Genomic DNA, 19,992 nt, shown 5'->3' with positions numbered 1-19,992 from the left:
GCGAGGCGATCCAGCACGGCCAGCCGGTCCCCCACGTGCCGGCCTCGGGCGCTCCGGTGAGGTCGCCGTCGTCCGGTCCCGCCCCGGTGCCCATCGCGGGTGCCGCGGCGATCCCGGTGTCCGGCGCCGGTGTCATCCCGGTCTCAGGAGCGGGCCTTGTCCCGGTCTCCGGTGCCGGTCCGATCCCGATCCCGGTCTCGGGAGCCGGCCCTGTCCCGGTCTCAGGGTCCGGCCCTGGTCCTGTGCCCGGTAGCGGTCCGGTCCCCGTCTCGGGAGCCGGCCCGGTCCCCGTCTCGGGAGCCGGTCCTGTCCCGGTCTCGGGAGCCGGCGCTGGCTCCGGTCCGATCCCGGTCTCCGGTGGCGGTCCGATCTCCATGCCGGGGAGCAGCGCACTGCCCAACAACGGGGTGCCGGGGCCGCGGCCTCCCGTGATGCATCCTCCGCAGCCGGTGCAGCCGCCGCTGCCGCCCCCTCCGGCCCCGCCCGGCCACCGGCCTTCCCACGCCACCCCGCCCACCTACGCCGCGCCACCGACCCCCGCCGCGCCACCCACCTACGCCGCGCCGCCGGCCCACTCCGCGCCGCCGGCGCATGCCGCGCCGCCCACCTACGCCGCCCCACCCACTCACGCGGCCCCACCCACTCACGCGGCCCCGCCTGCATACGGCCCCCCGCCGGCTGGCCAGGCGCCGCCCGGACCGCCGGTGCAGCACGTGCCGCCTTTGCCGCCGATGCCGCCCGCGCCGCCCGCGCCGCCGGTGGCGCACCGGCCGCCGAGCGAGCCGCCGCCGGTGTCGAGCTGGTCGGACGGGAGCACGCCGACCGCGGAGGAGTTCTCCCGGCGCAGGCAGAGCAGGCCGGTCGACCCGGTCGCCGCCCGCGGGGTCCGGGGCGCGGTGGCGAAGGGCACGCTCGGCATGCTGTCGCTCGCACCGGGGCGGCGGGAGCTGGAGTTCCGGCACGACGTCGACCTCGTGCGGCGCAACTTCGGCGGGCTGCGGCAGGTGACCGTCGTCAACCCGAAGGGCGGCGCCGGCAAGACCGTCGCGGTGCTGCTCCTGGCGATGACGTTCGGGCAGAAGCGCGGCGGGTACGTCCTGGCCTGGGACAACAACGAGACCCAGGGCACGCTCGGCATGCGGGCGCAGCAGGACTTCCACACCCGCACGGTCCGTGACCTGCTGCGCGACATGGACCACTTCCAGGGCGCGCAGGGCCGGGTCGGCGACCTGTCGCAGTACGTCAGGGCGCAGGGCGAGGGCATGTTCGACGTCCTGGCCAGCGACGAGTCCGCGACGGCCGGCGAGATGCTCACGGCGCAGTCGTTCGGGGAGATCCGCGACGTCGTCAGCCGCTTCTACAAGCTGATCGTGGTCGACACCGGCAACAACGTGCGCGCGGAGAACTGGCAGGCCGCGATCGACGCCACCGACCAGCTGGTGGTCACGATGTCCGCGCGCAACGACTCGGCCGAGACGGCGTCGAGGATGCTCGACCACCTGGAGCAGCACGGCCGCCAGCGGCTGGTCCGGCAGGCGGTGACGGTCGTGTCGATGCCGCCGAGCCGCAGGCATCTCGACATCCCCGCCATCACGCGCCACTTCGCGGCGCGGACGAGGACGGTGCTGCTGGCCCCCTACGAACGCTTCATCGACTCGGGCGAGCCGATCCGCTACGCGGGCCTCACCTCGGCGAGCCGCGACGCCTGGTTGAAGGTCGCCGCGGCCATTTCCGAAGGGCTGTGACTAGCGCAGGGCGGCGGTCGCGGCCGGGTCGCTGTCGTTGAGGAACTGGGCGCAGCGCTCGGCCTCGTCCTGCTCGCCGATCGACTCGGCGGCCAGGCCGAGCGCGTTCAGCGCCCGCAGGAAGCCCCGGTTGGGCTCGTGCGACCACGGCACTGGCCCGGCGCCGCGCCAGCCGCTGCGGCGCAGTTGGTCGAGGCCGCGGTGGTAGCCGGTGCGGGCATAGGCATAGGCGGTCACCGGCTCGCCGTCGGCGAGGGCGGTCTCGGCGAGCTCGGCCCAGGCGGCGCTGAACGACGGGTGGGCCGCGGCGACGTCCTTGACGTCCTTCTCGGAACCGGCGGCGGCGGCGAGCTTCGCGGCGGCCTCGGGCTCGGCGGGAAGCAGCGTCGGTGATGGCTGTGGCAGCAGGTTCTGCATCCAGCCATTCAACCAGGTTGGCTGAACGGTGGAGGGAACGTCCCGCGACCGGGGGGTGTGCCCCGTTCGCGGGAGTACTAGAAAGGGAAGTCCGGAGCCTCCCCAGGACCCGGTTCCGCGATGGTCCGATCTTCATGGTCGGGCCATCGCCCTTTACCGGCCCTGGCAAGATGACGTTCGTGCCCACTCCGCCCCCGCCAGACGTGGTTGCGCTGCACGACCACTCGCCGGACGAGATCGAGTCGCAGGAGGAACTGCGGTTCCACCTGAGCACCGGCTCCATCGCCACGAAGGTCGTGCAGGGTCTCGACCTTGCCGCCGTAGACCTGACGAGCGTCGACGTGCAGGACACGCTCTTCGTCGGCTGCCATTTCGCGGCCACTGACGCCGTCGTCGACCTGCTGCTGCGGCGGGCGGTGGTGGTCCCCGAGTTCGCCGGGGTGCCCTACCCGACGCATCCCTCGCAGCTGTACGTGCCGGACAACCTGGCCGCCGGGTTCGACTCCGACGGGTTCGCCGGCATGTTCGACACGTTGGTCTACGAGCACTTCCGGGCTACTGGCGGGGCTACCCCGGAGATCCGTGAGGCGATCGCGCAGCGGATGCACGACTCCGGGATCGACAACGCCCTGGCCAACGTGACCGCCGGCTGGATCGGCGCGCGGGGCCCGGCCGCCGCGGTCGGCATCATGGGCGGTCACGCCGTGCTGCGCGGCGCGCCCGACTACCGCAACGCGGCGGAGCTTGCCTGGCGGCTCGCCGGCGCGGACCGTCTCGTGGTGACCGGCGGCGGCCCCGGCGTGATGGAGGCCGCCAACCTCGGCGCGTTCCTCGCTGACCAGCCGCTGGCCACGCTGACCGAGGCGATCGACCGGCTGTCGGTGGCCCCCGACTTCCACGACCACGACCCGTTCACGCGGGCGGCGCTGGACGTGCGGGCCGCCTTCGCCCGGCCGGTCCCGCCGACGCCGGACTCGGTCGAGCCCGCCGACCAGGTGGCCGTCGACCCGGTGACCTGGGCCCGCCGCGGCGGCCTGGCGATCCCGACCTGGCTGTACGGTCACGAGCCCGCGAACCTGTTCGCCGCGAAGATCGCGAAGTACTTCTCCAACGCGATCCGGGAGGACACGATCCTGCGCCTGTCCCGGGGCGGGATCGTCTTCGCGCCCGGCATGGCGGGGACGGTGCAGGAGGTCTTCCAGGCGGCGACGAAGACGTTCTACGCGACCGACGGCGGCAGCGGCCCGTTCGTCTTCCTCGACGTCGAGCACTGGACCGAGCGCCTGCCGGTCCGCGGCCTGCTGGAGCCGCTGCTGGCCGCGTCCCCGATCGGCGACCTGCGCCACCTGCTGCACATCACCGACGACGTCGCCGAGGCCGCCGAGCTGCTGACCGCATAAAAGCCGAGCCGCTCACCGCATGAAAGCCGAGCTGCTGACCGCATGAGAAAGGGGCCCGGCAGGTCGCCGGGCCCCCTTCGGAGCGTGCGGGAACTACTTGGACAGCGTGGTGCCGGTCGAGCGGAGGTGCTCGCAGGCCTCGACGACGCGGGCGGCCAGGCCGGCCTCGGCGACCTTGCCCCAGGCGCGCGGGTCGTAGGCCTTCTTGTTGCCGACCTCGCCGTCGACCTTCAGCACGCCGTCGTAGTTGCTGAACATGTGCGCCGCGACGGGGCGGGTGAAGGCGTACTGCGTGTCGGTGTCGATGTTCATCTTCACGACGCCGTAGTCGAGCGCCTCGCGGATCTCCTCGAGCAGCGAGCCGGAGCCGCCGTGGAAGACGAGCGAGAGCGGCTTGTCCTTGCCGTACTTGGCGCCGACCGCGTCCTGGATGGTCTTGAGGATCTCGGGCTTGAGCTTGACGTTGCCCGGCTTGTAGACGCCGTGGACGTTGCCGAAGGTCAGGGCGGCCATGTAGCGGCCCTTCTCGCCGAGGCCGAGCGCGTCGACCATGGCCAGGCCGTCCTCGACGGTGGTGTAGAGCTTCTCGTCGATCGCGCCGACGACACCGTCCTCTTCGCCGCCGACGACGCCGACCTCGATCTCCAGCACGATCTTGGCCGCGGCGGTCAGCGCCAGCAGCTCCTCGGCGATCTGCAGGTTCTCGGTCAGGGGCACCGCCGAGCCGTCCCACATGTGGGACTGGAACAGCGGCTCCTCGCCCTTGGCGACCCGCTCGGCCGAGATGGCGAGCAGCGGCCGGACGAACTTCTCGAGGTTGTTCTTCGGGCAGTGGTCGGTGTGCAGCGCGACGTTGATCGAGTACTTCTTGGCGACCTCACGGGCGAACGCGGCGAAGGCGACCGAGCCGGTGACCATGTCCTTGACGGTCGGGCCGGAGAGGTATTCGGCGCCACCGGTGGAGACCTGGATGATGCCGTCGCTCTCCGCGTCGGCGAAGCCGCGCAGCGCCGCGTTCAGCGTCTGCGACGACGACACGTTGATCGCGGGGTAGGCAAAGGCGCCGGCCTTGGCGCGATCGAGCATCTCGGCGTAGACATCGGGAGAGGCGATGGGCATGACGGCGCTCCTTGGCTGTTTGGATCGTGCGGTGTTGGAGCCGGGCGTGCGCGGCTCGTCGAGGACCGCGCTGTCCTGCAACGGAGTATCTCGCAGCGCTCGGAGCCCGTGTAACGCGGGAGGGTGGGTGCAGGGTGAATTGCCCGGCTCAGCCGCGTTACGGTCGATTCGGTCGTACGGTTGGAGTGACCTGAGGGAGGACCCCATGACGCAGCCCGACGAGGACCTGCTGACGTTCGACGACCGGCTCGACCCGGACGTGCGCGACCCGGAGGCGTCGCCCGCCGACGCCGCCGAGCAGGCGCTCCCGGCCGACCCGACGGACCGCTCGGCGGTGATCAGCCGAGCGCACCCGTGGGACGCCAACGAATACGACGCCGTCGAGCAGGACCGCGACGCCGGCCAGGACGACGAATACCGCTAGTCCACGACGTACTGCGGATGCGCGGTGACCCACTCGGGCACCGCGCCGTCGCGCATGGCGGCGAACAGGCCGTCGCCGCCGGGCAGGACCGCACGGTCCTGCCCGAGCGGCAGCTTCAGGCTCGGCATGCGCCCGGTGTCGAGGCTGCGGAACAGCTCCGCCGACGCCAGTGACGCGTCGTCGAGGTGCACGTCGAGCGCGGACCCGACGGTCAGCAGCGCCTTGGAGAGCTTCGCCGGGTCGTCGAGCCGCCGCGCGAGCGCCGCGATGAACTGCCGCACGTGCGTGTCGCGGTCGTCGGCGCCGTCCGTGTGCGGCTGGCGCTGCCGGAGGTAGTCGAGGGCCTGCCAGCCGGCGAAGTGGCGGCAGCCTGGCTCGTACACCACCGGCTGCATGCCGACCCGGAGCGGCCCGACGCGACCGGAGGACTTGTCATAGCCCAGGTGCTGGGAGACGGTCTGCCGGTCGACGCACAGGTCGACGCCGCCGACGGCGTCCGTGACCTTCTCCATGCCGGTGAAGTCGACGACCACCCCGCCGTCGATCCGGACGCCGAGCAGGTTGCCCACGATGCGGGCGGTCAGGTCGAAGCCACCGAAGACGAACGCGTTGCCGGCCTGCTGGCGGCCGAAGTTGGGCACGTCGACGGGCACGTCGCGGGGGATCGACAGCTGGTAGACGGTGCGGCTGTCCGGGTCGACGTGCAGGACCAGGATCGCGTCGGCGCGCACGGTCTCGCCGGCCGCGTCGGGGCGCCGGTCGGTGCCGAGGATCAGGAAGTTCCTGACGGTGGGGGCGCCGGCCTCCAGCAGCGACTCCGTGGTCACCGGCGGGTTGGTCCTGTCCTGCTGCAGCACCAGTCCAAGCGACGCGACCAGCGCCAGCACCACGGCGGCGCCGGAGACGGCCCAGCGGCGGCGGGCGCGGCGCCTGCGGGCACCGGCGGCGATCGCCGGGCGCAACGCCATGGCGTCCGGCACGTCCTGCTCGTGGTCCTTGAAGGCGGCGGCGAGGGCGGTGGTGACCGGGTCGCTCATCGGGCGTCACCGCCGATCAGCTCGGGCACGACCTCGGTGCGCAGCGTCGCGAGCGCCCTGGAGATCAGCGAGCGGACCGTGCCGATCGCGCAGTTGAGCACCTCGGCGATCTCGACGTCGCTGAGGCTCTCGTAATACCGCAGCACCAGGGCGGCCCGCTGGCGGCGCGGCAGCCGGGAGAGCCAGACCCACATCTGGTCCCGGTCGGCGCTCTCCACGGCGTGGTCGACGATGCCGGGGGTCTCCGGCAGCTCCGCCCGCAGCACCACCCGCCGCAGCCACGAGCCGCGATGCAGGTCGATGTAGGCATTGGTGAGCATGCGCTTGACGTAGTGCTCGGGCACGCTCGCCGCGGCGATCCGGCGCCACTTGAGCTGCGCCCGGATCATCGTCTCCTGCACGAGGTCCTGCGCGGTGTGCGGATCGCCGGTGAGCATGACGGCGTAGCGCAGCAGCGCCTGCAACCGCGCCTCGACGAACTCCTCGAACGTCACCCCAGACCCCCTCCCCTGACCCTAATGACGGGTCAAGGGAGGGATCTGTTGCGGTCGGTCAGGGAATCAACGGCGGGTGAGCGGGATCCAACAGTCCGCGGTCGCGCAGCGCTTCGTAGAGCGGTGTCGTCTGCGGGTAGTGGCCCCAGTGGTGGTCGCCGTCGGTGCCGTTGTCGTGACCGTGGCCGCCACCGATGTTCCCGACGCCACCGAGCAGCTGCTGCTGGACCGGGTTCAGGCCCGACCACCAGGGGCGCTGCGGCAGGCCGGCGACATCGTCGCGGATGGCGATCCAGCGGTACGTGTAGCCGAGGAACACGCACTTGCGCGTGATGTCCGAGAGGTTGTCCGACCGTGCGTGCCAGATCCGCCGGTCGAAGAACACGACGTCACCGGCGTCGACGGTGACCTGCCGCGCGCCGTCGGGCGTCGGCCACGGCACGTCGCGGGTCGGCGGGCCGGGCAGCCAGTTGGTGCGATGGCTGCCGGGGACCAGGGTCAGGTTGCCCCGGCCGGTCTCCGAGACGTCGGAGAGCCAGTAGGCGAGCTTCACCGACAGCCGCGGCCGCGGGTCGGTCTCCAGCTCGCGGTTCTGCCGGCCGCCGTCCTGGTGCCAGTGCCACCAGTCGGGCTTCGGCGCGGCGAGCGGCGGGTGCACGTCCAGGTGCGAGTGGTAGATGTGGACGTTCCACCCGAGGATCGACCAGACCAGCGGAAACGTCGCCGGGTGGTCGATCAGGTCGACCAGGTCCGGGTAGTTCGTGACCGGGCTGAGCAGGTGCAGCGAGCCGTCCGCGGCGCGGGGGTGCTGCCGGTGCGCGGTTTCGAGGACCGACGCGTAGTGGCGCACCTCGTCCGGGGCGAGCACACCCTTGATCACCAGGTATCCGTCGGCGTCGAACTGCTCGCGCTGCTCGCGGGTCATCGGCGCCCAGGTCGCGGTGCCGTTGTCGGGCGCTGCCGCAATCGCTGACATCCCCGTCTCCAGTTCCGGCGCCGTCCGCAGGCGCCCTCACCGCACCAGACGTGAGCGAGCTTCACTGTCGTGGTCGGCTGTTCGTCCGGCAATTTCTGGACATTCCGCGTGCAACGGTCGAACCCACCTTGGACGTCTTTGAAGAAAGGCGTCCCGCAGGATCACGCGGTGAGGCGGAACGCCGGGTAGCCGACGACCCTGTCGCTCGGCCCGCCGGTGTCGGCGGACGTGGCGAGGGCGAGACACTCGGCCCGCAGCCCACGAAGCCGCGCCCAGGCGAGCAGGCCGCGCAGCGCGTAGCGGCCGCAGGCGTCGCCGGTGCCGATCCGCTCCGGGGCGAGGTCGGCGATAGCCGCCGCGGTGAGGGCGTCACGGCGGTGGGCGTCGGCCTCCGGCAGGTAGTGCGACAGGTCGGTGCTGCAGAGGATCACCGTGCCGGGTCCGGCGACCGCGTCGAGCAGCGCGGCGGTCGCGGCCGGATCGTCCTGCCCCACCACCACCGGCAGCAGTTTCCGCAGGTGTACCCGCAGCAGAAACGGCACCTGCACCTCGATCGAGTGCTCGGGGGCGTGCGGCCGGTCGTCGGCGACGGCGAGCCCGCGGTCGACGAGCAACTGGACGCCTTCCGTGTCGATCGCGATCTCCCCGAGCGGGCTCGCCCAGGCGGTGGCGGTGGACACGGCGGCGCCCCGCAGCGGCACCTGATGGGCGGGGCTGATGACGACCGCCCGCTCGAACGGCTCGGAGCGGTCGCGCAGCGCACGGTAGGCGTGCGCGGCGGTCGGCCCGGAGTACCGGTGGCCCGCGTGCGGCACGACATACGCCACCGCGGCATCGGCGGGCGCGGCGACCGCGTCGAGCATCGCGTCGACCGAGGCCTCGAGCCGGGCAGGGTCAGCCGGGTAGAACGTGCCGGCTACCGCGGCCGGCCGGGTCGTCACGCGACCACCACCGGCAGGCGCCGGCGGCCCCACGCGCCGGCCGGGCCGTCGAACACACCCGGCAGCCGGTGGCCGCAGTGGGCGCAGTCGCCGTCGTCGGTCAGCTGGTACGCGCGCAGGTCGTACCAGTCGCGGACGATGACCGGCCGGTCGCAGCCGGGGCAGTGGGTGGTCCCGCCGTCGGGGTCGTGGACGTTGCCGGTGTAGACGAACCGCAGGCCGGCGTCCAGCGCGATCTTCCGGGCCCGCCGCAGGGTCTCCGGCGGCGTCGGCGGGATGTCACGCATCTTGAAGTCCGGATGGAACGCGGAGAAGTGCAGCGGGACGTCGGTGCCCAGGTGCTCCAGCAGCCAGTCGCACTGGCGGCGCAGCTCGTCGTCGGAGTCGTTCTGCCCCGGGATGAGCAGCGTCGTGATCTCCAGCCACACGTCGGTGCCGCGCAGATAGTCCAGTGTGGACAGCACCGCGTCGAGCCGGGCGAAGGTCACCTTCTCGTAGAACCGCTCGCTGAACGCCTTCAGGTCGATGTTGGCGGCGTCGATGTGCCGGTAGAACTCCTCCCGCGGCGCCGGGTTCATGTACCCGGCCGACACCGCCACCGCCTTGATCCCGGCCTCGCGGCAGGCGTCGGCGACGTCCATCGCGTACTCCATGAAGATCACGGGATCGTTGTAGGTGAACGCAATTGACCGGCACCCCAGCCGCGCGGCGGTCTCGGCGAGCTGGGCAGGGTCGGCCGCGGCGGCGAGGGTGTCGACCTCACGGCTCTTGGAGATGTCCCAGTTCTGGCAGAAGCGGCAGCCGAGGTTGCAGCCGGCGGTGCCGAACGACAGCACCGGCGAGCCCGGCAGGAAGTGGTTGAGCGGCTTCTTCTCGATCGGGTCGACGCAGAAGCCGGACGAGCGGCCGTAGGTCGTCAGCACGATCTCGTCGCCCTGGCGCTCCCGGACGAAGCAGAACCCGCGCTGGCCCTCGTGCAGCCGGCACGCTCTGGGGCAGACGTCGCACTGCACCCGGCCGTCAGCCAACCGGTGCCAGTGCACGGTCGGCACCGTCGCCATGTCTCCGACTGTACGCCTCGGCCCGGATTGTACGGTCGGCAAAACCGCCTGACCCAGCGATAATCCGGGCGCGACGATGGCCGCGTGCTGCTGACGATCACCACCACCCACCGCCCCGCGACGGACCTCGGCCATCTGCTCGTGAAGCATCCCGACAGGTTGCAGTCCTTCGAGGTCAGCGGCGGCACGGCGCACGTCTTCTACCCCGAGGCGACCGAGGACCGGTGCACGGCGGCGCTGCTGCTGGAGGCCGATCCGGCGGCGGCCCGGCCGTCGAAGCAGGCGGACACCTTCACCCTTCGGCAGCATGTGAACGACCGGCCGTACGCCGCGTCGAGCCTGCTGTCCGCGGCGCTGGGCCGGGTGCTGCGCACCGCGCTGCGCGGCGACTCCCGCGACCGGCCCGAGCTCGCCGCCGGGCCGATCCCGCTCGAGCTGCGGATCCCGGCGCTGCGCTGCAAGGGCGACGCCGAGACGTTCTTCGGCCCGCTCGGCTGGGCCGTCGAGGCGACCCCCATCCCGCTGGACACCGCGCACCCCGAGTGGGGTGCCAGCCGGTACATCGACCTCACCCTGCGCGGCACGCTGCGGCTCGCGGACGCGCTCAACCACGTGTACGTGCTGCTGCCGGTCCTCGACGACGCGAAGCACTACTGGGTGTCCTCCGACGAGGTCGAGAAGCTGCTGCGGGCGGGGACCGGGTGGCTGGCGGAGCACCCGGCGAGGGCGACCATCGCCCACCGGTACCTCGCGCACCGCAGATCGCTGACCAACGAGGCGCTGTCCCGGCTGTCCGACGACCTCGACGCCGACTCGGTCATCGAGGCGGAGCGGGCGGGGCCCCGGCCCGAGTCGCTCGCCTCGCTGCGCCGCGCCGCGGTCGTCCGGCAGCTCACCGAGGCCGGCGCGCGCCGCGTCCTGGACCTCGGCTGCGGGCCGGGTGCGCTGCTCGGCGAGCTGATCCGCGACCGGCGCTTCACCGAGATCGTCGGCGCCGACGTGTCCACCGTCTCGCTGGACATGGCCGCCCGGCGGCTGCGGCTGGACCGGCTCCCCGACCGGCAGCGGGAGCGGATCCGGCTGCTGCAGACCGCGCTGACCTACCGCGACGACCGGCTCCGCGGCTACGACGCGGCGGTGCTCATGGAGGTCATCGAGCACGTCGACCCGCCGCGGCTGCCCGCGCTCGCGGCGAGCGTCTTCGGCCACGCCGCCCCGGCGACGGTGGTCGTCACCACCCCCAACGTCGAGTACAACGTCCGCTATCCGGGCCTGGACCACGGCCGCATGCGCCATCACGACCACCGCTTCGAGTGGGACCGGGCGCAGTTCGGCGCGTGGTGCGACGAGGTCGCCGCGCGCTACGGGTACACCGTGACCCGCCACGGCATCGGCGAGGAAGACCCGGAAGTCGGCACGTCCACCCAGATGGCGGTGTTCAAGCAGTGACCACGATCGAGATCCCCGAGCTCTGCCTGGTGGCCCTCGTCGGCATCTCTGGCTCCGGCAAGTCCACGTTCGCGCGCCGGCAGTTCGCCCCGACGCAGGTGCTGTCCTCCGACGCGTTCCGGGCGATGGTCGCCGACGACGAGAACGACCAGTCCGCGTCGGCGGAGGCGTTCGACGCGCTGCATTACATCGCCGGCAAGCGGCTGCGGGCCGGCCGGCTCACCGTCGTCGACGCCACCAACGTGCAGGCGCACGCGCGCAAGGGCCTCGTCGAGCTGGCCCGGGCGCACGACGTCCTTCCCGTCGCGATCGTTCTGGACGTACCGGAAAGCGAATGCTGGACGCGCACCGAGCGGCGCCCCGACCGGACCTTCGGCCGGCCCGTCCTGTCCCGGCAGCACCGCGACCTGCGCCGCTCGCTCAAGTCCCTCGGCCGGGAGGGCTTCCGCCAGGTCCACGTGCTACGTGACGTGGCCGAGGTCGAGGCGGCGGTCGTGGGGTACCAGAAGCTCTACAACGACAAGAAGGACCTGACCGGCCCGTTCGACGTCATCGGCGACGTGCACGGCTGCCGGGAGGAGCTGGAGCTGCTGCTCGACCGGCTCGGCTACGTCACGGCCCGGGACGCTTCCGGGCGCGCCGTCGACGCCCACCACCCGGACGGTCGCACCGCTGTGTTCGTCGGCGACCTCGTCGACCGCGGCCCCGACTCGCCCGGCGTCCTGCGCCTGGTGATGGGCATGGTCGCGGCCGGGCACGCGCTGTGCGTGTCGGGCAACCACGAGGCGAAGCTGCTGCGGGCGCTGCGCGGGGCGAACGTCAAGCCGACGCACGGCCTGCAGGAGACCCTCGACCAGCTCGGCAACGACGACCTCGGCACCGCCCTGCCGGCCTTCCTGGACGCTCTGATCAGCCACTACGTGCTGGACGGCGGGCGGCTCGTCGTCGCGCACGCCGGGCTCAAGGAGGCCTACCACGGGCGGGCGTCCGGGCGGGTGCGGTCCTTCGCGCTGTACGGCGACACCACCGGCGAGACCGACGAATACGGGCTGCCGGTGCGCTACCCATGGGCGGAGGAGTACAAGGGCGCGGCAACGGTCGTGTACGGCCACACGCCGGTCCCGGCGGCCGAGTGGGTCAACAACACCATCTGCGTCGACACGGGCTGCGTGTTCGGTGGCGCGCTGACCGCGCTGCGGTACCCGTCCCGGGAGCTCGTCTCGGTGCCGGCCGTCCGGGCCCACTACGAGCCGGTGCGGCCGCTGGTCGTACCGGCGCCGCAGGAACGCGGACTGGACATCGCCGACGTCACCGGCCGGCGCACGCTGGTCACCCCCGCGGGCCGGGTGACGGTCGCGGCCGAGAACGCGGCGGCGGCCCTGGAGGTCATGAGCCGCTTCGCGGTCGACCCGCGCTGGCTGGTGTGGCTGCCGCCGACGATGGCGCCCGCGTCCACGTCGGCGGTCGAGGGCTACCTGGAGCACCCCGTGGAGGCCCTCGCCGACTACGCCAGGGCGGGCGTGCCGCGGGTCGTGTGCGAGGAGAAGCACATGGGCTCGCGGGCGGTCATCGTGGTCTGCCGCTCCGACGAGGTGGGTGAGCGGCGGTTCGGCATCCGGTCGGGTGGGACGATCTACACGAGGACGGGACGGCCGTTCTTCGCTCCTGTGACGGAGACGGCGATCCTGGATCGGGTGCGTGCCGCCGCCGGGGCGCTCTTCGACGAGCTGCGCACCGACTGGTTGCTGCTGGACGCCGAGGTACTGCCGTGGTCGGCGAAGGCCGGGCCGCTGATCCGGGAGCAGTACGCGAGCGTCGCCGCGGCCGCCGGTGCCGCGCTGCCGGCCGCCGTCGCCGCGCTGGCCGCCGCCTCCGCCCGGGGCATCGACGTGACCGGGCCGGCGGGGCGGTTCACCGACCGGGTGACCGCGATGGCGGCGTTCACCGAGGTGTACCGGCGGTACTGCTGGCCGACCGACGGCCTGGACGGGCTTCGACTGGCGCCGTTCCACGTGCTGGCCGGGGAGGGCCACTCCTATTTGCGCCAGGACCACGAGTGGCACCTGACGCTCATGGACCGGCTGGTCTCCGCCGATCCCGGGCTGTTCGCCACCACCCGGCGGCTGGTGGTCGACCCCGCGTCCCCGGCCGACGTGTCGGCGGCGACCGACTGGTGGCTGGAGCTGACCGGGGCCGGCGGGGAGGGCATGGTGCTCAAGCCGGCCGCCGACGCCGGACCGCGGGTCCAGCCGGCGCTGAAGTGCCGCGGCCGGGACTACCTGCGGATCATCTACGGCCCGGACTACCCGCTTCGGCTGGACCAGCTCCGCGGCAGGCACCTTCAGCGCAAGCGCAACCTCGCGCTGCGCGAGCAGGGCCTGGGCCTCGCCGCCCTGGACCTTCTGGCGTCCGGAGGCGCCAAGGCAGCCGTGCATCAGCTGGTATTCGCGCTGCTGGCATGTGAAAGCGAGCCGGTCGATCCCCGTTTGTAGCGGGGCTCACGTACCCTAGGTCGCCATGGAAGAAAAGACTCGCGCGATCAGCGAGCTGCTCGCTTTCAACCCGCTGGACGCGAAGGGCCTGCTGAACACGTTCGGTGTGATCGGCGTCTGGATCATCATGTTCGTGGAGACGGGCCTGCTCGTGGGCTTCTTCTTCCCCGGAGACTCCCTGCTGTTCCTGGCCGGTGTCGGAGCGTCATCGGTCGCGGAAGAACTGCTCGGCACCAGGCTGAGCCTGACCCAGCTGCTCATCGGCGCGCCACTGTGCGCGATCGTCGGCGCGCAGCTGGGTCACTACCTGGGTGCCAGATATGGCCGCAGGATGTTCGACCGGCCCAACTCGAGGCTCTTCAAGAAGGAGTACGTCGAGAAGGCCGAGTACTACTTCGTGAAGTTCGGCCCGGCGAAGGCGGTCGTGCTCGCCCGGTTCATCCCGATCGTGCGAACCTTCCTCAACCCGGTCGCCGGCACCATCGGCATGTCGGCCAAGCAGTTCTTCCTGTGGAACGTGATCGGCGGCATCCTGTGGACCGACGGCATCCTGCTCGCCGGGTGGGCGCTCGCGAAGCAGATCAGCGACCTGATCCCGCCGGAGAAGATCGACACGTACCTCCTGCCGGCGGTCCTGCTGATCGTCCTGATCTCGGCGATGCCGATCTTCATCGAGATCTTCCGCGGGTGGCGTGAGCGGCGCCGCAACCACGGCCTGCCGGCCGCCGCCCCGGTGGAGGACGGCCGCGCCGGGGCACACCGGGCCGCGGAGTAGCGGCTAGCTCGTCCTGATCAGCGCCTGCAGGAAGATGTTGCCGATCTGCTCGGGGTCGGTGACGACGAAGGACCGGCCGCCCGTAGCGGCGGCGATCTCCGCCAGCTCCTGTTGTTTGACGTCGGGCCCGACCCCCAGCAGTACCACGCGTACTGGGCGGGTCGGGTCCGTCGCCCGTTCCAGCTCCAGTTTCAGCGTCTCCAGGCTCATCCCGGGCTTGGAGTTGGCGCCGTCGGTGAAGACCACGACGGTGTTGGACCGCCCCTCCTTGTAGCCGTCCTTGAGCGCCTTGTAGGCCGCCAGCACCGTCTCGTACAGGCCGCAGACGTCGCTCGGGGCGGCCTTGGCGGCGGAGACGGCCGTGGTCAGCCTGGCCCGCTGCCCCTGGTTGAGCGGGTTGAGCGGGACGACCTCCTGATGACCGGAGCCGTAGGCCCACAGGCCCAGCTCGCTGTCGTCGGTGAAGAGGCCGAGCCCGTCGGTGGCGGTCTTGCGCAGCACCTGCAGCCGCGACGGGGAGCCGGTGCCGCCCATCGGCCGGTTCATCGACGACGTGATGTCGACCAGGGTGAGGACCCGCGACGGGGCGGTCGTGGCGTTCCAGTAGCCGAGGATGTCGTTGATCTTCTGCGCCTCGGCCAGCGGCTTGACCGCCACCGGGGCGGTGGCCGCCCCACGGCCGGACGGGAAGCCGGCGCTGGTGGAGCCGTCGGCGGCGCGGAAGCCGAGCTTGGCGAAGAGGTCCCGGTTGCCCTCGGCGGTCAGGGCGGTGCGGAAGAGCCCCGCCGCCTCGATGTTGGCCCTCGGTTTGCCGCTGACGGTGGCGTACGGGTAGTCGAGCGTCACGGGCGGCTCCACGGGCAGCGCGGCGAGCGGCGCGGCCGGTCCGCCCATGTTGTGGGCGATGACGGCCTGCTCGCTCATCGGCGCGACCTGGGCCGGGCCGGCGGTCTTGACCAGCGCCGCCTGGTCGGTGGCGACGGCGATCGACCGGTAGGCCTTGACCACGTCGACGAGCTTCTTGGGCTCGGTGACGATCGAGTCGTAGAGCAGCCCCGCCCCGGCGAGGCTGGCGGTGCTACGGCGCGGGTCGACCGCGGCGAGCTGGACCTGCTTGCCGGCGACCTTTCCGAGCAGCGCCGCGACCTGTGGCGCGCCGGCCGTGCCGCCGCCGGCGTCGAGGGTGCTCAGGAGGGACTCGGGCACGGCGAGGGTGACCGGGCTGGCGGCGACGGAGGTGGCGTCGGGCTCGAACGCCTCGCGGCTCACCGCCTGCATCCGCACGAGCCAGGCGGTCGAGTCGGGGATCCACACGGACGGTACGTCGGCGTCGGCGGGCGAGGGGAGCGCGGTGGCGGCGACGTTGATCGCGCCGCCGGCCCGGGCGGCGAGCTGGTTGGCGACGTCGGCCGGCTCGGCGGCGCGCACCTGCACCTGGACGCAGTCGCCGCTGACCTTGGGTTTGGTGGCGCTCCAGCGGGCCGCGGCGTCGCGGACGGCGGGCGCGATGTCGGGGGCGGCCGCGACGACGAGCCTGACGCCGCTGTCGCAGTCGCCGTCACCGCCGGCCACGGCGCGCACGCCGACGGCGGTGATGCCGATCAGCCCCAGGATCCCGACGACCGCCAATGGTGCACGCAGCTTCACCCGCTCGCCCTGCCCTTCGCCGCTCCGTGTGCCGCACGGCGTTCACGTCCGTGCGATCGGACGAGTGTAGGCGCAGGTCAGGCGGTGGCTGAGGGAAGGTTCAGCCAGTCGGTCGGCACCGGCCGCAGTGGGCGGCCCAGGGTCAATGCCCGGTAGGTCAGCTGTGCGGCTTCTTCCAGATAGAAGGCGCGCTTGTGGGCGAGCTCGACCGAGTCGGCGATCACCGAGCAGCCGTGGTGGGAAAGGACCACGCAGTTGACGCCGTCCGCGCATGCGGCGGCGGCCAGCTCACCGACCCGGGGGTCACCGGGCGGGCTGAAGGGCGTGGTCACGACCTGCCTCAGATAGAAGGCATGGTCGGTGGTGACGATCCTGATCGGCTCGTCGATGGCGTCGAGCAGCAGCACCGTCTGCGGGTGCAGGTGCACGATCGCGTTCGCGTCGGGCCGGACGCGGTAGGTCGCCAGGTGGAGCCCGAGCTCAGATGATGGCGCGGCAGTGTTGTCAAGCACCGCACCATCGCTGATTCGGACCCGAACAAACGAATCTTGGGACAGTCCGTCGAGCCAGGTGCCGGCGGCAGTCACCCAGCAGTCGTCGGACCCGGGTGCCCGGGCGGACAGGTTGCCGCCCGAGCCCACGACAAGTCCGGCCTGCACGACCGCCTGCCCGAGCCGGGCAAGCTGGTCGCGCAGATCGTCGGACTCTTCGAGCACCTACCGAGGAGCCTTCTTGGTCGCCCGCTTGCGCGGCGGCGTCAGAAGGTCGGCGATGGTGCCGATGGCGGCGGGCACCAGGCGGTAGAACGCCCAGACACCCCGCTTCTCGCGCTCCAGCAGCCCAGCCTCGGTCAGGATTCGCAGGTGGTGGCTCACCGTGGGCTGCGAGAGCCCGAGCGGGGCCGTCAGGTCACAAACACACGCCTCGCCGTCCGGTGCCGACTGGATCAGGCTCAGGAGCCGGAGTCGGGCAGGGTCGGCAAGTGCCTTCAGGACGCCGGCAAGACGCTCGGCATCGGCGCGATCAATCGGCTCGCCAGCAAGCGGCGAGATCTGGGGCAGGGTCATCTCAGCCAGCGCAGTTCCCACGTATTCCATCCTTCCACCAACACCATCGACCCGCCTGCATATCCGCAGGTCCGAATCGACAATTTTTCAGCCCTATTGGCCGAGGTCGGCCAACGAAAATGCTGAGCGATAGCTCAGCCCCGCGGCGCGGACCGCCTTTTCCGCCCCACGGTCGACGATAACCGCGACACCGACAACTTCCGCGCCGGCCTCGCGCAACGCCTCCACCGCAGTGAGAACGCTTCCCCCTGTCGTGGAGGTGTCTTCCACCGCAAGCACCCGCCGGCCCTTGACGTCGGGTCCTTCGACCCGGCGCTGCAGACCGTGAGCCTTGTCACTCTTCCGAACGACGAACGCGTCGAGCTTGCGTCCCGTCCCCCGCGCGGCAGCCGCGTGCAGCATCGCGGTGGCCACCGGATCGGCGCCGAGGGTCAGCCCTCCCACAGCGTCGAAATCCCAGTCGGCGACCAGATCGAGCAGCACCCGGCCGACAAGCGGCGCACCGGCATGGTGCAGCGTCAAGCGACGTAGGTCCACGTACCAGTCGGCTACTTGTCCTGACGACAGCGTCACCTTGCCTCGGACCACAGCCAGGTCGAGCACGAGTTTCAGCAGGTCGTCACGGTCGGTCATGACCGAAGCGTACGCGCTAAATCTGCCGAGCGAATCGATGACCCGCACTCTCGCAGAAATATAGGGCCGTCAAGTGGACGAGGAGGAATACGAAGGTGATCGCAGCGATCACCACGAGTGACGCGAGGGGTGACGGTGACAGGGGTCAACGAAGCACACATGAGGGGGGTTCGCGTTGGTTTCGACGCTTCCGCGTACCCCTCGAGGACCCGTCACATGGACCCTGACCTGCACAAACACCCATTTTCGAGGGCTCCAGGTCCAGGGAGTCAGCCCTTCGCCGTCCAAATCCGACCGTTCGGCGGCACGGTGACCACAATCATGCTCGATGTTCGCCCCACTCAATGATCATCTCGGCCGATGCGGGAGCGGGTGCCGCTCGAGACACGCCGGACCAGGCTCTGCGGCGCGTGCCGGATGCCGAAGACGGCCATCTTGTACTTCCAGTTGGGCACGCTGACGAGCTTGCCCTTCCGCAGATCGCGCAGCCCGTCACGGACCACGCCGCCGGCGTCGAGCCACAGCCACGCCGGCATCTTGGCCGTGCTGATGCCGGCCCGCTCGTGAAACTCGGTGCGGGTGTAGCCGGGGCACAGCGCCATCACGCGGACCCCCTTGGCGCGCACCAGCTGCCCGGTGGACTCGCTGAAGTTGGTGACCCACGCCTTGCTCGCCGGATACGTGGAGCCGGGCATCATCGCGGCGAACCCGGACACCGACGAGACGTTGATGATGTCGCCGCGCCCGCGGGCGGTCATGCCGGGCAGCGCCGCGAGCGTGAGCCGCATGACCGCGTGGACGTTGAGCCGCAGCAGCAGCTCCTCCCGCTCCACGGTCGATCGCGACAGCGGCGTGTTGAGACTCATCCCGGCGTTGTTGACCAGCAGGTCCACGGGACGCTCCGGCGCGGCGATCCTGGCTGCGACCAGGTCGCAGCCCTCCGGGGTCGACAGGTCCGCGGGCAGCACCTCGGCGCCGCCTTCGCGCCCGAGCTCGGCCGCCATCGCCTCGAGGCGGCCCTTGTCGCGGGCCACCAGCACCAGGTCGTGGCTGCGGGCGAGCTCGCGCGCGAACGCGGCGCCGATGCCCGCGGTGGCGCCGGTGATCAGTGCGACTGGCCGCTCGGTCATGCGGGCCAATCTAGCCCCAGGCACGCCGAAGGCCCCGGGTCTCCCCGGGGCCTTCGCTTGCCTTGTGCGGTCTGTCCTACGGTGCCGGCGGCGGCTGGTGCGGCGGGCCGTCGACGGGCGGCGGCGGGTAGCCGGGGTCACCGGAAGCGCCGGGCACCGGCGGCTCCCACTGCGGTTCGACCTTGCGGAAGTACGGGTGCGACGCCGGCAGCGCGAGCAGCACGATGGCACCCAGGATCGCCAGGATCAGCAGCACTCCGAGCAGCGTGGTCACCGGCTGATACCAGCCCGGGACCTCGGAGTAGATCAGCTTGTTGTACTCGTCGTAGGTCGGCAGCGTCGGGTCGTCCTTGCGCAGCTGCTCCCAGCCGGCCTCGCCGACGAAGGCCAGGCCGAAGATGCCGGCCGTGCAGCACGTCGCGAGCCCGCCGAGGACCCAGGTGAGGATGCGGGCGATCTGCTTGCCCTTGCCGACGTAGATCGCCAGCACGACGAACAGGGCGATGAGCAGCACCCCGACGACAAGGCTGATCGTCCCGTTGAGGGACTGGTTGTCGGCCGCACCCTCCTGGGACGTGCCGGCCACGGCCTTCTTCGCACCCTCGGTGAGCTTGCCGGAATACACAAGGCCGATGATGACGTTGATCAGTTCGATCGCGGCCGCCGCGTAGAGCAGGTAGACGGCCAGGTTGACGGTGGACGGTCGGGCACGCGGCCCAGACGCTGGGTCGGCGAATGCCATCGGATCTCCTCCCAGGAAACCTTGAGGATCAACCGTATCGACGTCGGGGTGTTGGCGCAGGACCAGGGCTCACGTGTTGAGCCGATCTTGCGCGTAGCGGGCGAGCGTGGTGCTGCCCATCATGCAGCCGCTGAAGGTCGTCACCTCGGCGTCCTGCCTGGCAAGGTGCTGCCAGGCGGCCCGGCCCGCGTCGGCGTCGATGTGGGTCAGCAGCTCGGCCGCGTAGAGCCGGCCGGCCGGCTTGGCGTGGTCGAGGAGCCGCTCCAGCTTGGGCCGCAGCTCGGCACCGTGCTGGCGCAGGCCCTCCTCGACCGCGAAATACGCCTTGGTGGCCGGCAGGACCGTGCCGGCGATGCCGACCCCGCCGAACGCCAATGTCTCGGCGTCGGCGAGCTGGCGCAATTCCTCATCGAACGCACCGCTCTTCTTCCACAGCATCGCCC

Annotated in this window: 19 protein-coding genes and 1 pseudogene; 6 read left to right on the top strand and 14 right to left on the bottom strand. The window is 71.5% G+C overall.

Translation table 11 applies throughout. The annotated features are described in order from the left end of the window. Nucleotides 1-476: 476 nt before the first annotated feature. Nucleotides 477-1,745: pseudogene (locus tag ACZ6TV_RS00860) on the top strand (MinD/ParA family ATP-binding protein); the annotation flags it as partial. Here the strand turns inward: ACZ6TV_RS00860 and ACZ6TV_RS00855 are convergent. Then, a complete protein-coding gene (locus tag ACZ6TV_RS00855) occupies nt 1,746-2,162 on the bottom strand; it encodes a DUF3151 domain-containing protein (protein WP_465293904.1) in 417 nt (138 codons plus the stop codon). A gap of 170 nt (nt 2,163-2,332) precedes the next feature. Between ACZ6TV_RS00855 and ACZ6TV_RS00850 the strand changes: the two genes are divergently transcribed. Further along, complete coding sequence (locus ACZ6TV_RS00850; protein WP_465293902.1) at nt 2,333-3,562, top strand: LOG family protein; 1,230 nt, start codon at nt 2,333-2,335, stop codon at nt 3,560-3,562. A gap of 93 nt (nt 3,563-3,655) precedes the next feature. On the opposite strand, the gene fbaA is transcribed toward ACZ6TV_RS00850, so the two are convergent. Next, nucleotides 3,656-4,681 (bottom strand): class II fructose-bisphosphate aldolase, encoded by a 1,026-nt coding sequence (gene fbaA / locus ACZ6TV_RS00845; protein WP_465293900.1) that lies wholly within the window; start codon nt 4,679-4,681, stop codon nt 3,656-3,658. A gap of 205 nt (nt 4,682-4,886) precedes the next feature. Between fbaA and ACZ6TV_RS00840 the strand changes: the two genes are divergently transcribed. Then, the gene (locus ACZ6TV_RS00840; RefSeq protein ID WP_465293898.1) at nt 4,887-5,105 is read left to right on the top strand and encodes a hypothetical protein; all 219 of its coding nucleotides are present in this window, start codon (nt 4,887-4,889) and stop codon (nt 5,103-5,105) included. On the opposite strand, the gene ACZ6TV_RS00835 is transcribed toward ACZ6TV_RS00840, so the two are convergent. The 5 genes from ACZ6TV_RS00835 to amrS all read right to left on the bottom strand — a co-directional run bounded on the left by ACZ6TV_RS00835 (nt 5,102) and on the right by amrS (nt 9,614). Continuing rightward, on the bottom strand, nt 5,102-6,142 hold the full coding sequence (locus tag ACZ6TV_RS00835; protein ID WP_465293896.1) for an LCP family protein: 1,041 nt from the start codon (nt 6,140-6,142) through the stop codon (nt 5,102-5,104). The two genes, ACZ6TV_RS00840 and ACZ6TV_RS00835, sit on opposite strands and share 4 nt — an antisense overlap. Next, nucleotides 6,139-6,636 (bottom strand): SigE family RNA polymerase sigma factor, encoded by a 498-nt coding sequence (locus ACZ6TV_RS00830; RefSeq protein WP_465293894.1) that lies wholly within the window; start codon nt 6,634-6,636, stop codon nt 6,139-6,141. The genes ACZ6TV_RS00835 and ACZ6TV_RS00830 overlap by 4 nt, the downstream gene beginning before the upstream one ends. 58 nt (nt 6,637-6,694) lie before the next feature. Continuing rightward, the gene (locus ACZ6TV_RS00825; RefSeq protein ID WP_465293892.1) at nt 6,695-7,612 is read right to left on the bottom strand and encodes a phytanoyl-CoA dioxygenase family protein; all 918 of its coding nucleotides are present in this window, start codon (nt 7,610-7,612) and stop codon (nt 6,695-6,697) included. A gap of 161 nt (nt 7,613-7,773) precedes the next feature. Then, a complete protein-coding gene (gene amrB / locus ACZ6TV_RS00820) occupies nt 7,774-8,553 on the bottom strand; it encodes an AmmeMemoRadiSam system protein B (RefSeq protein ID WP_465293890.1) in 780 nt (259 codons plus the stop codon). After that, a complete protein-coding gene (gene amrS / locus ACZ6TV_RS00815; RefSeq protein ID WP_465293888.1) occupies nt 8,550-9,614 on the bottom strand; it encodes an AmmeMemoRadiSam system radical SAM enzyme in 1,065 nt (354 codons plus the stop codon). The genes amrB and amrS overlap by 4 nt, the downstream gene beginning before the upstream one ends. An 84-nt stretch (nt 9,615-9,698) precedes the next feature. On the opposite strand from amrS, the gene ACZ6TV_RS00810 reads away from it, so the two are divergent. From ACZ6TV_RS00810 to ACZ6TV_RS00800, 3 genes are read left to right on the top strand one after another with little or no spacing between them, the layout of a single operon-like run. Then, nucleotides 9,699-11,063 carry a 3' terminal RNA ribose 2'-O-methyltransferase Hen1 gene (locus tag ACZ6TV_RS00810; protein ID WP_465293886.1) on the top strand — a complete coding sequence of 455 codons (1,365 nt, stop codon included), beginning with the start codon at nt 9,699-9,701 and terminating at the stop codon, nt 11,061-11,063. Then, nucleotides 11,060-13,555: a polynucleotide kinase-phosphatase gene (locus ACZ6TV_RS00805; protein WP_465293884.1), complete on the top strand. Its 2,496-nt coding sequence runs from the start codon at nt 11,060-11,062 to the stop codon at nt 13,553-13,555. Before ACZ6TV_RS00810 ends, ACZ6TV_RS00805 begins: the two co-directional genes overlap by 4 nt. Nucleotides 13,556-13,580: 25 nt before the next feature. After that, nucleotides 13,581-14,330, top strand: coding sequence for a DedA family protein (locus ACZ6TV_RS00800; protein WP_465293882.1), 750 nt, complete (start codon nt 13,581-13,583; stop codon nt 14,328-14,330). A gap of 3 nt (nt 14,331-14,333) precedes the next feature. Here ACZ6TV_RS00800 and ACZ6TV_RS00795 read toward each other — a convergent pair whose 3' ends face one another. The 7 genes from ACZ6TV_RS00795 to ACZ6TV_RS00765 all read right to left on the bottom strand — a co-directional run bounded on the left by ACZ6TV_RS00795 (nt 14,334) and on the right by ACZ6TV_RS00765 (nt 19,987). Beyond that, entirely contained in the window at nt 14,334-15,977 is a 1,644-nt protein-coding gene (locus ACZ6TV_RS00795) for a VWA domain-containing protein (protein ID WP_465293880.1), read from the bottom strand. A 77-nt stretch (nt 15,978-16,054) separates the two neighbouring features. Continuing rightward, nucleotides 16,055-16,693: a class II aldolase/adducin family protein gene (locus ACZ6TV_RS00790; RefSeq protein WP_465293878.1), complete on the bottom strand. Its 639-nt coding sequence runs from the start codon at nt 16,691-16,693 to the stop codon at nt 16,055-16,057. Continuing rightward, complete coding sequence (locus ACZ6TV_RS00785; protein ID WP_203848243.1) at nt 16,694-17,074, bottom strand: ArsR/SmtB family transcription factor; 381 nt, start codon at nt 17,072-17,074, stop codon at nt 16,694-16,696. 63 nt (nt 17,075-17,137) lie between these two features. Next, nucleotides 17,138-17,677 carry an orotate phosphoribosyltransferase gene (gene pyrE, locus ACZ6TV_RS00780; RefSeq protein WP_465293875.1) on the bottom strand — a complete coding sequence of 180 codons (540 nt, stop codon included), beginning with the start codon at nt 17,675-17,677 and terminating at the stop codon, nt 17,138-17,140. Nucleotides 17,678-18,018: 341 nt separating this feature from the next. Continuing rightward, nucleotides 18,019-18,807 carry an SDR family NAD(P)-dependent oxidoreductase gene (locus ACZ6TV_RS00775; protein ID WP_465293873.1) on the bottom strand — a complete coding sequence of 263 codons (789 nt, stop codon included), beginning with the start codon at nt 18,805-18,807 and terminating at the stop codon, nt 18,019-18,021. Nucleotides 18,808-18,883: 76 nt separating this feature from the next. Next, the gene (locus tag ACZ6TV_RS00770; protein WP_465293871.1) at nt 18,884-19,549 is read right to left on the bottom strand and encodes a hypothetical protein; all 666 of its coding nucleotides are present in this window, start codon (nt 19,547-19,549) and stop codon (nt 18,884-18,886) included. Nucleotides 19,550-19,618: 69 nt separating this feature from the next. Next, on the bottom strand, nt 19,619-19,987 hold the full coding sequence (locus ACZ6TV_RS00765) for a hypothetical protein (RefSeq protein ID WP_465293869.1): 369 nt from the start codon (nt 19,985-19,987) through the stop codon (nt 19,619-19,621). Nucleotides 19,988-19,992: the final 5 nt, after the last annotated feature.

It is taken from the genome of Dactylosporangium sp. NPDC051087, from assembly GCF_055586325.1.
Note: the sequence above shows the minus strand (reverse complement) of the source record. Positions and strands in the feature narration are given on the sequence as shown.

Excerpts from the sequence above, each read along its gene's own strand:
- pyrE (WP_465293875.1), bottom strand. The coding sequence starts at position 17,677 with ATGACCGACCGTGACGACCTGCTGAAACTCGTGCTCGACCTGGCTGTG.
- ACZ6TV_RS00800 (WP_465293882.1), top strand. The coding sequence starts at position 13,581 with ATGGAAGAAAAGACTCGCGCGATCAGCGAGCTGCTCGCTTTCAACCCG.
- ACZ6TV_RS00785 (WP_203848243.1), bottom strand. The coding sequence starts at position 17,074 with ATGGAATACGTGGGAACTGCGCTGGCTGAGATGACCCTGCCCCAGATC.
- ACZ6TV_RS00840 (WP_465293898.1), top strand. The coding sequence starts at position 4,887 with ATGACGCAGCCCGACGAGGACCTGCTGACGTTCGACGACCGGCTCGAC.
- ACZ6TV_RS00855 (WP_465293904.1), bottom strand. The coding sequence starts at position 2,162 with ATGCAGAACCTGCTGCCACAGCCATCACCGACGCTGCTTCCCGCCGAG.
- ACZ6TV_RS00825 (WP_465293892.1), bottom strand. The coding sequence starts at position 7,612 with ATGTCAGCGATTGCGGCAGCGCCCGACAACGGCACCGCGACCTGGGCG.
- ACZ6TV_RS00765 (WP_465293869.1), bottom strand. The coding sequence starts at position 19,987 with ATGCTGTGGAAGAAGAGCGGTGCGTTCGATGAGGAATTGCGCCAGCTC.
- ACZ6TV_RS00775 (WP_465293873.1), bottom strand. The coding sequence starts at position 18,807 with ATGACCGAGCGGCCAGTCGCACTGATCACCGGCGCCACCGCGGGCATC.
- fbaA (WP_465293900.1), bottom strand. The coding sequence starts at position 4,681 with ATGCCCATCGCCTCTCCCGATGTCTACGCCGAGATGCTCGATCGCGCC.
- ACZ6TV_RS00850 (WP_465293902.1), top strand. The coding sequence starts at position 2,333 with ATGACGTTCGTGCCCACTCCGCCCCCGCCAGACGTGGTTGCGCTGCAC.
- amrS (WP_465293888.1), bottom strand. The coding sequence starts at position 9,614 with ATGGCGACGGTGCCGACCGTGCACTGGCACCGGTTGGCTGACGGCCGG.
- ACZ6TV_RS00835 (WP_465293896.1), bottom strand. The coding sequence starts at position 6,142 with ATGAGCGACCCGGTCACCACCGCCCTCGCCGCCGCCTTCAAGGACCAC.
- ACZ6TV_RS00770 (WP_465293871.1), bottom strand. The coding sequence starts at position 19,549 with ATGGCATTCGCCGACCCAGCGTCTGGGCCGCGTGCCCGACCGTCCACC.